This window comes from Luteimonas sp. R10 (assembly GCF_045689605.1).
GTDB lineage: Bacteria > Pseudomonadota > Gammaproteobacteria > Xanthomonadales > Xanthomonadaceae > Luteimonas.
On the sequence record NZ_CP141262.1, the window covers coordinates 2,052,840 to 2,066,557 of the forward strand.

The window sequence follows — 13,718 nt, forward strand, 5'->3', positions numbered from 1 at the left end:
CTCGTGGCGCTTTTTTTGTGCGCTACGCGCATGGGATTGGGGATTCGGGATTGAGGATCCGGCAGGTGAATCCGTCCCGCTCTTCCCAATCCCGACATCCCGAATCCCGAATCCCGGCTCTCAAATGATCACCATCACCCTCCCCGACGGCAGCCGCCGCGAGTTCGAGTCCCCGGTCAGCGTCATGGACGTGGCCCAGTCGATCGGCCCGGGCCTGGCCAAGGCCACCGTGGCTGGCAAGGTCGACGGCCGCCTGGTCGACGCCAGCGACGTCATCGACCGCGACGCGACCCTGCAGATCGTCACCCCCAAGGATCCCGAGGGCGTGGAGATCATCCGCCACTCCTGCGCGCACCTGGTCGGGCACGCGGTCAAGCAGCTGTATCCCGAGGCCAAGATGGTGATCGGCCCGGTGATCGAGGACGGTTTCTATTACGACATCTGGCACGAGCGCCCGTTCACGCCCGAGGACCTGGCCGCGATCGAGCAGCGCATGGCCGAGCTGATCGACACCGGCTACGACGTGGTCAAGAAGATGACGCCGCGCGAGGAGGCGATCGCCACCTTCAAGGCGCGCGGCGAGGACTACAAGCTGCGGCTGATCGAGGACATGCCCGACGAGACCCAGATGGGCCTGTACCACCACCAGGAATACGTCGACATGTGCCGTGGCCCGCACGTGCCCAACACCCGCTTCCTGAAGGCCTTCAAGCTGCTGCGCATCTCCGGCGCCTACTGGCGCGGCGACGCCAAGAACGAGCAGCTGCAGCGCATCTACGGCACCGCTTGGGCCGACGCGAAGCAGCTCAAGGCCTACGTGCAGCGGATCGAGGAGGCCGAGAAGCGCGACCACCGCCGCATCGGCAAGCAGCAGGAACTGTTCCACCTGCAGGAGGAAGCGCCCGGCCTGATCTTCTGGCATCCCAAGGGCTGGGCGCTGTGGCAGGTGGTCGAGCAGTACATGCGCCGGGTCTACCGCGACAGCGGCTACGGCGAGGTGCGCTGCCCGCAGATCCTGGACGTGGAACTGTGGAAGCGGTCCGGCCACTGGGACAACTACAAGGAGAACATGTTCTTCACCGAGTCGGAGAAGCGCACCTACGCGGTCAAGCCGATGAACTGTCCCGGCCACGTGCAGGTGTTCAACCAGGGCCTGCACAGCTACCGCGACCTGCCGATCCGCTACGGCGAGTTCGGTTCCTGCCACCGCAACGAGCCCTCCGGCGCGCTGCACGGCATCCTGCGCGTGCGCGGCTTCACCCAGGACGACGGCCACGTGTTCTGCACCGAGGACCAAGTCGAGGCCGAGGTCACGGCCTTCCACCGCCAGGCGATGGAGGTCTACGCCGCCTTCGGCTTCACCGACGTTCAGCTCAAGATCGCGCTGCGCCCGGAGCCGCGGCTGGGCGACGACGCCACCTGGGACAAGGCCGAGACCGCCCTGCGCAACGCCCTGGCCGCCTGCGGGGTGGCGTGGCAGGAGCTGCCGGGCGAGGGTGCCTTCTACGGCCCCAAGATCGAGTACCACCTGCGCGACGCCATCGGCCGGACTTGGCAGCTGGGCACGATGCAGGTCGATTTCATGATGCCGGGGCGGCTGGGGGCTGAATACGTCGACGAGCACAGCCAGAAGCGGACCCCGGTGATGCTGCACCGGGCGATCGTCGGCTCGATGGAGCGGTTCATCGGCATCCTGATCGAGCACCACGCCGGCGCCTTCCCGGCCTGGCTGGCGCCGGTGCAGGCGGTGGTGATGAACATCACCGACGCCCAGGCTGGGTACGTCGAGGAGGTCCGGAAAAGCCTTGCGAATCAAGGATTACGGGTCGAGGCGGATTTGCGGAACGAGAAAATCGGCTATAAGATTCGCGAGCACACGCTGCAGCGGGTGCCGTACCTGCTCGTGGTGGGGGGCCGCGAGAAGGACAACGGGGCGGTCGCCGTGCGCACGCGGACGGGAGAGGACCTGGGGAGCATGCCGGTTTCCGACTTCGTTTCACGCCTGCGTGGCGAGCACGCGGTAGCATGAGTGTGTGATCCGGCGCGGCTCTCCGCGCCGGAAGGCCCGGCCGCTGACGAGCGGCCGGCATTGTCGAATTTGGAGATCGCAATATCAGCACCCCGGAAAAGCAGAACCGCAGGAACAGCGACATCCGCGTACCCCGCGTACGCGTGATCGGTTCGGACGGCGAGATGATCGGCGTCCTGTCGCGCGACGAGGCCCTGCAGCAGGCCGAGAGCGAAGGCCTCGACCTGGTCGAGATCCAGCCCAATGCCGATCCGCCGGTCTGCCGGATCATGGATTACGGCAAGTACAAGTTCGACCTGCAGAAAAAGGCCAACGCGGCCAAGAAGAAGCAGAAGCAGGTCGAGATCAAGGAAGTCAAGTTCCGGCCGGTCACCGACGAGGGCGACTACCAGATCAAGCTGCGCAAGATGCGCGGGTTCCTGGAGGAAGGCGACAAGATCAAGGTCAACATCCGCTTCCGCGGCCGCGAGATGAGCCACCAGGAGCTGGGGCGCGAGATGGCGGCCCGGATCGAGGCCGACCTGGGCGAGGACATCGTGATCGAGTCGCGCCCGCGCCTGGAAGGCCGGCAGATGGTGATGATGATCGCCCCGAAGAAGAAGTGACGCGGGGCGGCCGCGAGCCGCCCATGTCAACCGTCTCTCCGTCTATCGGGTGGAGGGCAAAGATGAGAGGGCGCGCCCAATGGCGCGCTCTTTTTTGTTCTACGCCTTTCCGACGGTCTACCGGGGTGGAGCAATGCTCCGATGCAGCTATCGAAGCCGCTCTTGGAAAAGGCTGGCTCGTCTGGCTATTCGCTGGCACTCCCCGTGGCGACGGTGTTGTCTCGTCGCGACGGATGAGGCTGCCTGGCGCGGCTTCGGAGCGAGCGGCGCCCGGGCCGGGGCATGCTCCCCGGCTCGGTCCGCCATCCATGGCGGACTCGCCGCCGCAGGCCGCGCCAGGTAGCTCCTTCCGTGGCGACGAAGTAGCCCCGTCGCCACGGGCGGCATCCAGTGAATAGCCCCGCGCCACGCAGCCGTCGCAACCAGGCAAGCCCCGTCGCATGATGGCTCCGGGGAGGGGTCGTCGGCTTCGGGAACGAGCGGCGCCCGGGCCGGGGCATGCTCCCCGGCTCGGTCCGCCATCCATGGCGGACTCGCCGCCGCAGGCCGCGCCAGGTAGCTCCTTCCGTGGCGACGAAGTAGCCCCGTCGCCACGGGCGGCATCCAGTGAATAGCCCCGCGCCACGCAGCCGTCGCAACCAGGCAAGCCCCGTCGCATGATGGCTCCGGGGAGGGGTCGTCGGCTTCGGGAACGAGCGGCGCCCGGGCCGGGGCATGCTCCCCGGCTCGGTCCGCCATCCATGGCGGACTCGCCGCCGCAGGCCATCCATGGCCTGCTCTCCGCATACCCCGGCCCGGGCGCCGCACCGGCGATTCGCTTTCGGGTGCTCGGAAGCCCTCCCTCCGAAGCCGATACGGGTTGGAGCGGGAGCCGCGCCGCGGGGATTGCGGAGAGCTGACCATGGATGGTCAGCGGCCCTGAGTCCGGCCATGGATGGCCGGACCGAAGGGCGGAGCAATCCCCGCGGCGCGGCTCCCGCCTCGGCGTGGCAACCGAAGGCAGGCGTTTCGCTCAGGAACAGCACGAGGTGGCTATTCATTGGCGCTGCCCCGTGGCGACGGTGTGACTTCGTCGCAGCGAAAGGTTCTGCCTGGCGCGGCTATTCATTGGCGCTGCCCCGTGGCGACGGTGTGACTTCGTCGCAGCGGAAGGTTCTGCCTGGCGCGGCTATTCATTGGCCTTGCCCCGTGGCGACGGTGACGGATCCTCGCAACGGGTGGGACTGCTTGGCGCCCCCACAACCAGCTGATTTGCAAGCGAAACCCGGGGCCGGCATAATGCTCGGCCCGGTTCACCGGGTTGTTGTCTGCAAGATTCAGGACCCGCCGCGATTCCCTTGTGGAATCAAAGGCCTACAAGCCGGCCAGGGCAGGATGGAAAGCGTGGCGAGCCGCCACCGCCCGCGCCAGTCGCAGCACCACCCACAAGGACATTGCAATGCCCAAGATCAAGACGCATCGGGGCGCGGCCAAGCGCTTCCGGAAGACCGCTTCCGGCAAGTACAAGGCGGGCCACGCCAACCGCAGCCACATCCTCACCAAGAAAGCGACCAAGCGGAAGCGCAACCTCCGGCAGACGAACCACGTCCGCGCCGAGGATGCCGGCCGTCTGGACCGCATGCTTCCGTATCTCTGAGGAGGGCTGAACAATGGCACGAGTCAAACGTGGCGTGACCGCACGCCGCCGTCACAAGAAGGTCCTGAATCTCGCCAAGGGCTACTACAACGCGCGCCGCAAGGTGTTCCGCGTCGCCAAGCAGGCGGTGATCAAGGCGCAGCAGTACGCCTACATCGGCCGCAAGCAGAAGAAGCGCAACTTCCGCTCGCTGTGGATCACCCGCATCAACGCCGCGGCCCGCATCAACGGCATGAGCTACAGCCGCTTCATGAACGGCCTGTCCAAGGCCGGCATCACCCTCGACCGCAAGGTGCTGGCGGACATCGCCGTGCACGACGCGGCGGGCTTTGCGGCCTTGGCCGAAAAGGCGAAGGGCGCTTTGGCGGCCTGAGGCCGCCGTCTCCACGCGAAGCGGTATCGGCGATTTGCTGCCGGAACAGGTGGGGAAGGGCGCGAGTCCTTCCCCATTGTTTTTTGCGCTGGCGTCCGCGGGCCGGATCGCGCGATCGAACCGGTCGCGCACCCTGCCGGGTCGGCGGATCGAAAGGGGATCGGAAGGAAACATGGGCGTATGAGCGATATCGAACAGATCGGCAGGGAGGCGCTCGCCGACATCGCCGCGGCGCCGACGCCCGAGGCGCTGGAGACGCTGCGGGTCGCGTTGCTCGGCAAGCACGGCAGCATCACGGCGCAGCTGAAGGCGCTCGGCGCGCTGCCGGCGGAGGAGCGCAAGGCGGCCGGCGCCGGGATCAACCGCGTCCGCGACGCCGTCGGCCAGGCGCTCGGCGAGCGCAAGCGCCGCCTGGACGATGCCGCGCTCGACGCCAGGCTGGGCGGCGAGGCGGTCGACGTCACCCTGCCGGGGCGCGATGCCGCGCGCGGCGGGCTGCACCCGGTCAGCCGTACCATCGAGCGCATCGCCGACATCTTCGGGCGGCTCGGCTACGAGCTTGCCGATGGTCCCGAGATCGAGGACGACTGGCACAACTTCGAGGCGCTGAACTTCCCGCCGCACCACCCGGCACGGGCGATGCACGACACCTTCTACTTCGGCGACGGCCGCCTGCTGCGTACCCATACCTCCGGCGTGCAGGTCCGCTACATGGGCGAGCACGCGCCGCCGCTGCGGATGATCGCGCTGGGCAAGGTGTACCGCTCCGACTCCGACCAGACCCACACGCCGATGTTCCACCAGTGCGAGGGGCTGCTGGTCGACGAACACGCCAGCTTCGCCGACCTGAAGGGCACCCTGACCGAGTTCGTGCGCGCGTTCTTCGAGCGCGATTTCGCCATGCGCTTCCGTCCGAGCTACTTCCCCTTCACCGAGCCCTCGGCCGAGGTCGACATCGCCTGGCAACAGCCGGACGGCGGCACCCGCTGGCTGGAGGTGCTGGGCTGCGGCATGGTGCACCCGAACGTGCTGCGCAACGTCGGCATCGACCCGGAGCGGTACACCGGCTTCGCCTTCGGTATGGGCGTCGAGCGCCTGGCGATGCTGCGCTACGGCGTCGACGACCTGCGTGCGTTCTTCGACAACGATGTGCGGTTCCTCAAGCAGTTTGCTTGAGGAACGGGATTCGGGATTGGGGATTCGTGAAAGGCGAATTCCGCTCCCGGTCCGATCGATCCCGCGGCTTTTCCCAATCCCGAATCTCCAATCCCGAATCCCGGCCCTTCAATGAAATTCTCAGAAAACTGGCTCCGCCAACACGTCAAGGTCGATGCCTCGCGCGATGAGCTCGCGGAGACGCTGACCGCGATCGGGCTGGAAGTCGAGGAACTGACGCCGCTGGGCGAGCAGCTCGACGGCGTGGTCGTGGCGCGCATCGTCTCCGCCGAAAAGCACCCGCAGGCCGACCGGCTGCAGGTCTGCCGGGTCGACGCGGGGACCGGCGAGCCGCTGCAGATCGTCTGCGGCGCGCCGAACGCGCGTGCGGGCCTGGTCGCGCCGCTGGCGACCGTCGGCACTCGCGTCGGCGCGGTCACGATCGAGGCCGCCAGGCTGCGCGGCGTCGAATCCAGCGGCATGCTGTGCTCGGCGAAGGAGCTCGGCCTGGACAGCGACGGCGCCGGCCTGATGGAGCTGTCGCACGACGCGCCGGTCGGCGCGCCGCTGGCCGGCTACCTCGGCCTGCCGGACGCCACCATCGAACTGAAACTGACGCCGAACCGCGCCGACTGCTTCGGGGTTCGCGGGATCGCCTTCGACGTGGCCGCCGCCTGCGGCAGCGAAGTGGCCGTCCTCCAGCAGGCGCCGGTGCCGGCGTCGTCCGATGCCGCGCTCGGGGTGACGCTCGCCGCCGGCGCCGACGCGCCGCGCTACGTCGGCCGGGTGATCGCGGACCTGGATCCGGCGTGCAGGACGCCGCTGTGGATGGCCGAACGCCTGCGCCGCAGCGGTGTGCGCCCGGTGAGCTTCCTGGTCGACGTCACCCAGTACGTGATGCTCGAGCTGGGCCAGCCGATGCACGCCTTCGACCGCGACCGCCTGCGCGGCCCGATCGGCGTGCGCCGCGCCCGCGCCGGCGAAGCCCTGAAACTGCTCGACGGCCGCGACGTGACGCTGGACGAAGGCTTCCTGGTCGTCACCGATGCCGACCGCGCGGTGGCGCTGGCGGGGGTGATGGGCGGCGACGATACCCGCGTCGGCGAGGCCACCCGCAACGTGTTCCTGGAGGCGGCGCATTTCGCGCCGGCGGCGGTGATCGGCCGTGCGCGCCGGCTCGGCATGCACACCGATGCCGCCCACCGCTTCGAACGCGGCGTGGACCCGGAGCTGCCGCGGCAGGCGATCGAAATGGCGACCCGCCTGATCGTCGAGACCGCCGGCGGTGCGCCGGGTCCGGTGGTCGAGGCGGCGCTGCCCGAGCACCTGCCGCAGCCGCAGCCCATCCTGCTGCGCCGCGCGCGCCTGGCCCGGGTGCTGGGCCTGGCGATCGGCGACGCCGAGGTCGACCGCATCCTGCGTGCGCTGGGCTTCGCCGTGGAGGCGACCGACGCCGGCTGGCGGGTGACGCCGCCGGCGCGCCGCTTCGACATGGCGATCGAAGAGGACCTGGTCGAGGAGGTCGCCCGCATCCACGGCTACGACCGCATTCCGGCCACGCTGCCGGGCGGCGCCACGCGCCTGGCCGTGGCGGAAGAGGGGCGCACCCCGGAGGCCGACCTGCGCCGGCAGATGGTGGCGCGCGACTACCTGGAGGCGGTGAACTACGCCTTCGTCGACGCCGCGCTGCTTGCGCGCTGGCAGGTCGACGCGGGTGCGGTGCCGCTGGCCAATCCGCTCAGCGCCGAGCTCGGCGTGATGCGCACGCTGCTGCTGCCGGGGCTGGTCGATGCGCTCGCGCGGAACAGTGCGCGCCAGCAGCCGCGGGTGCGGTTGTTCGAGATCGGGAAGGTGTTTGGGAGCCGGGATTCGGGATTCGTGATTCGTGATTCGGGAGGAGCAACAGCAACGGCGACGGCTGGCGCGACGGCACCGGTGGAAACGTTGCGGATCGCGGCGGTCGCCACGGGCGATGCGCGGGTGGAGCAGTGGGGCGAGGCGGCGCGCGAGGTCGATTTCCACGATCTCAAGGGCGATCTGGAAAGCCTGGCGGCCTGTGCGGGCGCGCAGCTCGAGTTCCGTCCGGCGCAGGCGGCCCACGGCCATCCCGGGCGCTCGGCGGAGGTGTCGCGCGACGGCGTGCGCGTCGGCTGGATCGGCGAACTGCATCCGCGGCTGCTGTCGGCGCTGGAGCTGGACCGGCGCGTGCTCGCCTTCGAACTCGACCTGGCCGCGCTGCAGCGCCGGGTCCCGCCCAGGGCCGGCGCCGTGACCCGCTTTCCGTCGGTGCGCCGCGACCTCGCATTCATCGTTGCGCAGGGCGTGCCGTGGGCTTCGGTCGAAGCTTCGATCCGTGCGGCTGCGGGGCCATTGCTGGCCGGGTTGCGCCTGTTCGACCGTTATCAGGGCAATGGGGTCGAAATCGGTTGCAAGAGCCTGGCTATGGGCTTGATTCTGCAGGACAAATCGCGCACTCTGACCGACCGCGACGTGGACGACGTGGTGGAGCGGATCATCGCCGCCCTGCAACGCGACCACGGCGCCCGTATTCGAAGCTGATGGTCCGGGGAGCGGCATGGCATTGACCAAGGCGGAAATGGCCGAGCGGCTGTACGAGGAAGTCGGCTTGAACAAGCGCGAGGCGAAGGAGTTCGTCGACGCGTTCTTCGACGCGCTGCGCGAGGCCCTGCAGCAGGGCCGCCAGGTCAAGCTGTCGGGCTTCGGCAACTTCGACCTGCGCCGCAAGAACGAGCGCCCCGGGCGCAACCCCAAGACCGGCGAGGAGATCCCGATCTCCGCGCGCACCGTGGTCACCTTCCGTCCCGGGCAGAAGCTGAAGGAACGGGTGGAAGCGTACGGCGGAGACGCGCATGCTTGATCCGGGCAGCAACCGCGAACTCCCGCCGATCCCGGCCAAGCGCTACTTCACCATCGGCGAGGTGAGCGAGCTGTGCGACGTCAAGCCGCACGTACTGCGCTATTGGGAAACCGAATTCCCGGGCCTGAGCCCGGTCAAGCGCCGCGGCAACCGCCGCTACTACCAGCGCCACGACGTGCTGATGGTGCGGCAGATCCGCGCGCTGCTGTACGAACAGGGCTACACCATCGGCGGCGCGCGGCTGCGGCTGGAGGGCGACGGCGCCCGCGAGGAATCCGCGCTCAGCAGCCAGATCGTGCGCCAGGTGCGGATGGAGCTCGAGGAGATCCACCACCTGCTCCGGCGCTGACGGCGTCCTGGAACCGACCTCGTCGTAGAGCGGAGCTTGCTCCGCTGCTCTCGGTTCCGGAGCCAGCGCAGCCGAGCAAGCTCGGCTCTACGGGACGCGGGCAGCGGAGCAGGCTCCGCTCTACAAGGCGGGGCAATCCCGTTACAATCAATGCCCGTCCAACTGCGGGCGGAACACCATCGGGGTGTAGCGCAGCCTGGTAGCGCACCTGTCTGGGGGACAGGTGGTCGTCGGTTCGAATCCGGCCACCCCGACCAATTCCAGGGCCGCAGGCCGATACGGCCGTACCACCGCGGGGAGGAGCACCAGGGGGAACTTCCCGGTTCCGGCCGCGCTCAATTTCCCGACGCCGCGATCGCGGTTCTCCGGGGCACCTCATGGATCCGAAATGGCTGCTGCTCGCCGCGCTGTTCCTCGGCGGCCCGACCTCGGCGCAGGAGGCAGGCGATGCCGAAGTCGTCGAGCCCGCGGCCGGCGCGGCAGGGACCGACGACGGCATCGTCGAGTTCGACACCGTCGTGGTGTCCGGCCTGCAGCCGGGTCCCGGGCTGTGGAAGGTCTCGAAAGGGGACAACACGCTCCATATCCTCGGTACGCTCTCGCCGCTGCCCAGGCGGATGGAATGGGTTTCGGCCGAGGTCGAAGCCGTCATCGCCGGGTCGCAGGAGGTCATCGGGCCGCCGTCGATATCGATGCGCTCGGGCCTGGGCATGTTCCGCAGCATGCTGTTGCTGCCGTCCCTGCTGAAGGTGCGCAGGAATCCCGACGGCAGGACGCTCGAACAGTCGGTCCCGCCCGAGCTGTACGCGCGCTGGAAACCACTGAAGGCGCGCTACATCGGCGGCGACCGCGGCATCGAGCGATGGCGGCCGATCTTCGCCGCGCAGGAGCTCTACGAGGCCGCCATGCGCGAGTCCGGCCTGACCCAGGACGGGGTCGTGCAGAAGACCGTCGCCAGGGCCGCCAAGCGCAGCAAGGTGAGGATCACGCCGGTCGACCTGGAACTGGTCGTCGAGGATCCGAAGGCGGCGATCCGCGAGTTCAGGGCCGGTCCCCTGGCGGATACCGACTGCTTCGCGAAGACGCTGACGCGGATCGAGACCGATCTCGATGCGATGCGCCAGCGCGCCAACGCCTGGGCGGTCGGCGACATCGAGGCGCTGCGCGCCTTGCCCTACGACAACCAGTACTCGGCCTGCATCCGCGCGATCACCAAGACAGGACTCGCGCGCAGGCTCGGCATCGACGACGCGCACCGGCGCGCGGCCGACGCCTGGGTGGCGGCGGCCGAGCAGACGCTGGCGAACAACGCGTCGAGCTTCGCGACGCTGCCGATGTCGCTGCTGCTCTCGCCCGACGGCTACCTGGCGACGCTGCAGGCGAAGGGCTACGCGATCCAGGCGCCATAGGGTCGGCGGGATGCGCGGCCGCGGGCGGTCGCCCTGCGGCGCGACCCGTCTCCACCGGCGGCCGCCCGGACAGGGAAGCCGGGACTATCCGGAAGCTGCCGTGACCGCGAGGCGCGCCGTCGCCTGCAGGCCCGGCCAGCGCCGGAGCACCGAAGCGCGGATGCCGGCCGCGTCCAGCCCGGCCTCGGCCAGCAGGTCCTCGCGGCTGGCGTGGTGCTGGAAGGCGTCGGGCAGGCCGAGATGCAGCACCGGCAACGCGAGGTTCTCCGCATTGAGCAGTTCCGCCACCGCCGAGCCGGCGCCGCCCATGACCACGTTGTCCTCGAGGGTGACGAAGCCGTCGTGCGAACGCGCCAGGTCCAGCACCAGCGCCCGGTCGAGCGGCTTGACGAAGCGCATGTTGACCACGGTCAGGCCGAGTTCCTCGCCGACCTGCTCCGCCGCGGGCACGATCGCGCCGAAGGCGAGCAGGGCCAACCCCGATCCGCGCCGGCGCACTTCGGCCTCGCCCACCGGAAGCGTGTCGAGCGACGGCTGCACCGCGACGCCCGGGCCGGCGCCGCGCGGGTAGCGCACCGCGGCGGGTCCCTCGTGGCGGAAGCCGGTGGAGAGCATGCGCCTGCACTCGTCCTCGTCGGCCGGCGCCATCACCACCATGTTCGGCACGCAGCGCAGATAGGAGAGGTCGAGGTTGCCGGCGTGGGTGGCGCCGTCGGGGCCGACCACGCCACCGCGGTCGATCGCGAACAGCACGTCCAGCTTCTGGATGGCGACGTCGTGCACCAGCTGGTCGTAGCCGCGTTGCAGGAACGTCGAATAGATCGCGACCACCGGTTTGGCGCCCTCGCAGGCCATGCCCGCGGCCAGCGTGACCGCGTGCTGCTCGGCGATGGCGACATCGAAGTAGCGCTCGGGGTACTCGCGGCTGAAGCGCACCAGGCCCGAGCCCTCGCGCATCGCCGGGGTGATCCCGAGCAACCGGTCGTCGGCGGCGGCCATGTCGCACAGCCAATCGCCGAAGACCTCGGTGTAGGTGGGTTTCTTCTTGCCGGGCTTGGCGATCACGCCCTGCGTCGGATCGAACGGCGAGACCGCGTGATAGCCGATCTGGTCGCCCTCGGCGCGCTCGTAGCCCTTGCCCTTGGTGGTGATGACGTGCAGCAGCTGCGGGCCCTTGAGCGTCTTCAGCGTCTTCAAGGCGGCGGTGACCGCGCGCACGTCGTGGCCGTCGATCGGCCCGGTGTAGTGGAAGCCCATCTCCTCGAACAGCGTGGACGGCACGAACATGCCCTTCCAGTGCTCCTCCCAGCGGCGCACGAATCTGGCCGACGGGCTGTTCTTGTCGCCGAGCAGCTTCTTGCCGCCCTCGCGCAGCGCGTTGAGCGTGCGGCTGCCGGTCAGCCTGCCGAGCATCCGGGTCAGGCCGCCGACGTTCTCGCTGATCGACATGCGGTTGTCGTTGAGCACCACCAGCAGGTCCGGTTCCGGATCCATGCCCCCGGCGTGGTTCAGCGCTTCGTAGGCCATGCCCGCGGTCATCGCGCCGTCGCCGATCACCGCCACCACCTTGCGGCCGTTGCCGGCGCGGGCGTTGGCGATCGCCATGCCCAGCGCGGCCGAGATCGAGGTCGACGAGTGGCCGACGCCGAAGGTGTCGTACTCCGATTCCTCGCGCTTGGGGAACGGCGCCACCCCGTCCTTCTGCTTCACGGTGTGGATCGCGTCGCGGCGGCCGGTGAGGATCTTGTGCGGATAGCACTGGTGGCCGACATCCCAGACGATGCGGTCGTCGGGGGTGTCGTACAGATAGTGCAGGGCGGTGGTCAGCTCGATCACGCCGAGGCCCGCGCCGAAATGCCCGCCGCTGCGGCCGACCGACTCGATCAGGTAGGTGCGCAGCTCGTCGGCGATCGCCGGCAGTTCGGCCTCGTCGAAGGCGCGCAGCTGGGCCGGGGAATCGATGCGGGACAGGCGCGGGTAGCGCGTGGAGTCGATCATCCGGCCATTTTCGCCTCCACCGCCGTGACGGGCAAGAAAAGCGGCCCGGGGGCGGCGGCGCGCGGCCGCGGCGTTCAGGGTTTGCGGCGCAGGCGGCCGAAGAAGCCGCCGGGCTTGGCCGGCAGTTCCGGCTCCGGGGTCGGTTCGGGGACCAGCTCGGCATAGCCGGCCGCGAGATTGGCATTGACGAAGTCGGCGACTTCGGCCGGCGGCATGCCGCTGGCTTCCGCGATCTCGGCCAGCGTCGCCGGGCCTTTCATCATCGCCGTGGCGATGCGGAAGTGGCGTGGGTATTCGCGCTCGGTCTGCGTCCACTTGGCCAGGCGGTAGCGACCGTCCGGGTCGTGGCCCGGCAGCAGCTTCCCGCCACCGGCCAGGAGGCCCCCGAACCACCGCAGGCGCGAGAGCGGCTGCGGCGTGCCGGCGGTGGCTATGCCCGCCGCCCAGGCGCCTTCGTCCACCGCCTCGAACGCCTCGTCGCGGACGGTTCCGCTGAAGTACGGCGCCAGCGGCTTGAGCTGCGTCGGACCGTGGTAGGCGTGGGTGCTGGCATCGATCCATAGCACCGGGCCGCCTTCGCGCTGGTAGCGCCGGCGCCCCGACAGTGCGCCGGGCCGCAGCCAGTCGGCGAACACGGGATCGCGCGCGGGCGCGGGCTCGGGAGCCGCCGTTGCGGTGGGCAGCGGCCCGGGAGCGGGCGGTGCTTCCGGCGTCGCGGTGGCCTCGGCCGGCGGCTCCGCCCGTGGCGTAACGGCCGGCGGCACGGGCGCCGGTTCCGGCATCGCCGCCGGTCGCGGCGGCGCGGCGTCCGGCGTGTCGGTTTGCGGCGCGGCCGCGATGGCCTTCGAGGTGACGTCCACGCCGGCCTTGGCGGCAATCCCGCGCAGCACGTCGGCCACCATCCGCGTATCGAACGGGCGGCCGAGGCGGAAGTCCGCCTGGGTGCGCGGCGCAGCGGTCAGGCCGACGACCTGCTTGCCCGCGGCGTGCAGGCGCAGCCAGCCCATCGGCCCGTACATGCTGTCCATGTCGATCACGACGTACTCGGCCGCGTTTTCGGCGACCAGCGAGAAATGGTTCTGGAGCTGTTCGTTGGCTTCGACGAATGCGGCCCGCAGCGCGGTCTCGGTGGCCTGGTCCATGCTGGTGAAGCCGACGGTCAAAACCATGCTGCGACGCTCGAAAGTGATGCGAGGACGCGAGTTTAGCCTGAGACGGTCGTGGGCAGCTCGGCATGGCGGGCGGCGAAGATCGCGACCGCTGGCAGCGGCGGTGCCGCGGTGCAC

The 13,718-nt window shown here is 69.6% G+C and carries 11 protein-coding genes and 1 tRNA gene; 10 read left to right on the forward strand and 2 right to left on the reverse strand.

Annotated elements, in window-relative coordinates; all coding sequences use genetic code 11:
• The first annotated feature begins 124 nt into the window (after positions 1-124).
• From thrS to U3649_RS08715, 10 genes are all read left to right on the forward strand, one after another.
• Positions 125-2,029 (forward strand): threonine--tRNA ligase, encoded by a 1,905-nt coding sequence (thrS, locus tag U3649_RS08670; protein ID WP_407354430.1) that lies wholly within the window; start codon positions 125-127, stop codon positions 2,027-2,029.
• Positions 2,030-2,112: 83 nt separating this feature from the next.
• Complete coding sequence (gene infC / locus U3649_RS08675; protein WP_280575189.1) at positions 2,113-2,634, forward strand: translation initiation factor IF-3; 522 nt, start codon at positions 2,113-2,115, stop codon at positions 2,632-2,634.
• A 1,438-nt stretch (positions 2,635-4,072) separates the two neighbouring features.
• Entirely contained in the window at positions 4,073-4,270 is a 198-nt protein-coding gene (rpmI, locus tag U3649_RS08680) for a 50S ribosomal protein L35 (protein ID WP_024889803.1), read from the forward strand.
• A 13-nt stretch (positions 4,271-4,283) separates the two neighbouring features.
• A complete protein-coding gene (gene rplT, locus U3649_RS08685) occupies positions 4,284-4,643 on the forward strand; it encodes a 50S ribosomal protein L20 (RefSeq protein ID WP_370562385.1) in 360 nt (119 codons plus the stop codon).
• A gap of 180 nt (positions 4,644-4,823) precedes the next feature.
• Positions 4,824-5,819, forward strand: coding sequence for a phenylalanine--tRNA ligase subunit alpha (gene pheS, locus U3649_RS08690; protein ID WP_407354431.1), 996 nt, complete (start codon positions 4,824-4,826; stop codon positions 5,817-5,819).
• A gap of 111 nt (positions 5,820-5,930) precedes the next feature.
• Positions 5,931-8,357, forward strand: a complete 2,427-nt coding sequence (pheT, locus tag U3649_RS08695) for a phenylalanine--tRNA ligase subunit beta (protein WP_407354432.1) — start codon at positions 5,931-5,933, stop codon at positions 8,355-8,357.
• A 16-nt stretch (positions 8,358-8,373) separates the two neighbouring features.
• Positions 8,374-8,676 (forward strand): integration host factor subunit alpha, encoded by a 303-nt coding sequence (locus U3649_RS08700; RefSeq protein ID WP_407354433.1) that lies wholly within the window; start codon positions 8,374-8,376, stop codon positions 8,674-8,676.
• The gene (locus U3649_RS08705; RefSeq protein WP_149194146.1) at positions 8,669-9,025 is read left to right on the forward strand and encodes a MerR family transcriptional regulator; all 357 of its coding nucleotides are present in this window, start codon (positions 8,669-8,671) and stop codon (positions 9,023-9,025) included. Before U3649_RS08700 ends, U3649_RS08705 begins: the two co-directional genes overlap by 8 nt.
• 180 nt (positions 9,026-9,205) lie before the next feature.
• A tRNA-Pro gene (locus U3649_RS08710) sits at positions 9,206-9,282 on the forward strand.
• 120 nt (positions 9,283-9,402) lie between these two features.
• Complete coding sequence (locus U3649_RS08715) at positions 9,403-10,434, forward strand: TraB/GumN family protein (RefSeq protein WP_407354434.1); 1,032 nt, start codon at positions 9,403-9,405, stop codon at positions 10,432-10,434.
• A gap of 84 nt (positions 10,435-10,518) precedes the next feature.
• Here the strand turns inward: U3649_RS08715 and dxs are convergent, their stop codons facing one another.
• Together dxs and U3649_RS08725 are read right to left on the reverse strand one after the other, a co-directional pair.
• Entirely contained in the window at positions 10,519-12,432 is a 1,914-nt protein-coding gene (dxs, locus tag U3649_RS08720; protein WP_407354435.1) for a 1-deoxy-D-xylulose-5-phosphate synthase, read from the reverse strand.
• 74 nt (positions 12,433-12,506) lie between these two features.
• On the reverse strand, positions 12,507-13,601 hold the full coding sequence (locus U3649_RS08725) for a hypothetical protein (RefSeq protein ID WP_407354436.1): 1,095 nt from the start codon (positions 13,599-13,601) through the stop codon (positions 12,507-12,509).
• Between the last annotated feature and the right edge of the window lie 117 nt (positions 13,602-13,718).

Excerpts from the sequence above, each read along its gene's own strand:
- thrS (WP_407354430.1), top strand. The coding sequence starts at position 125 with ATGATCACCATCACCCTCCCCGACGGCAGCCGCCGCGAGTTCGAGTCC.
- rpmI (WP_024889803.1), top strand. The coding sequence starts at position 4,073 with ATGCCCAAGATCAAGACGCATCGGGGCGCGGCCAAGCGCTTCCGGAAG.
- rplT (WP_370562385.1), top strand. The coding sequence starts at position 4,284 with ATGGCACGAGTCAAACGTGGCGTGACCGCACGCCGCCGTCACAAGAAG.
- pheS (WP_407354431.1), top strand. The coding sequence starts at position 4,824 with ATGAGCGATATCGAACAGATCGGCAGGGAGGCGCTCGCCGACATCGCC.
- pheT (WP_407354432.1), top strand. The coding sequence starts at position 5,931 with ATGAAATTCTCAGAAAACTGGCTCCGCCAACACGTCAAGGTCGATGCC.
- U3649_RS08700 (WP_407354433.1), top strand. The coding sequence starts at position 8,374 with ATGGCATTGACCAAGGCGGAAATGGCCGAGCGGCTGTACGAGGAAGTC.
- U3649_RS08705 (WP_149194146.1), top strand. The coding sequence starts at position 8,669 with ATGCTTGATCCGGGCAGCAACCGCGAACTCCCGCCGATCCCGGCCAAG.
- U3649_RS08715 (WP_407354434.1), top strand. The coding sequence starts at position 9,403 with ATGGATCCGAAATGGCTGCTGCTCGCCGCGCTGTTCCTCGGCGGCCCG.
- dxs (WP_407354435.1), bottom strand. The coding sequence starts at position 12,432 with ATGATCGACTCCACGCGCTACCCGCGCCTGTCCCGCATCGATTCCCCG.
- U3649_RS08725 (WP_407354436.1), bottom strand. The coding sequence starts at position 13,601 with ATGGTTTTGACCGTCGGCTTCACCAGCATGGACCAGGCCACCGAGACC.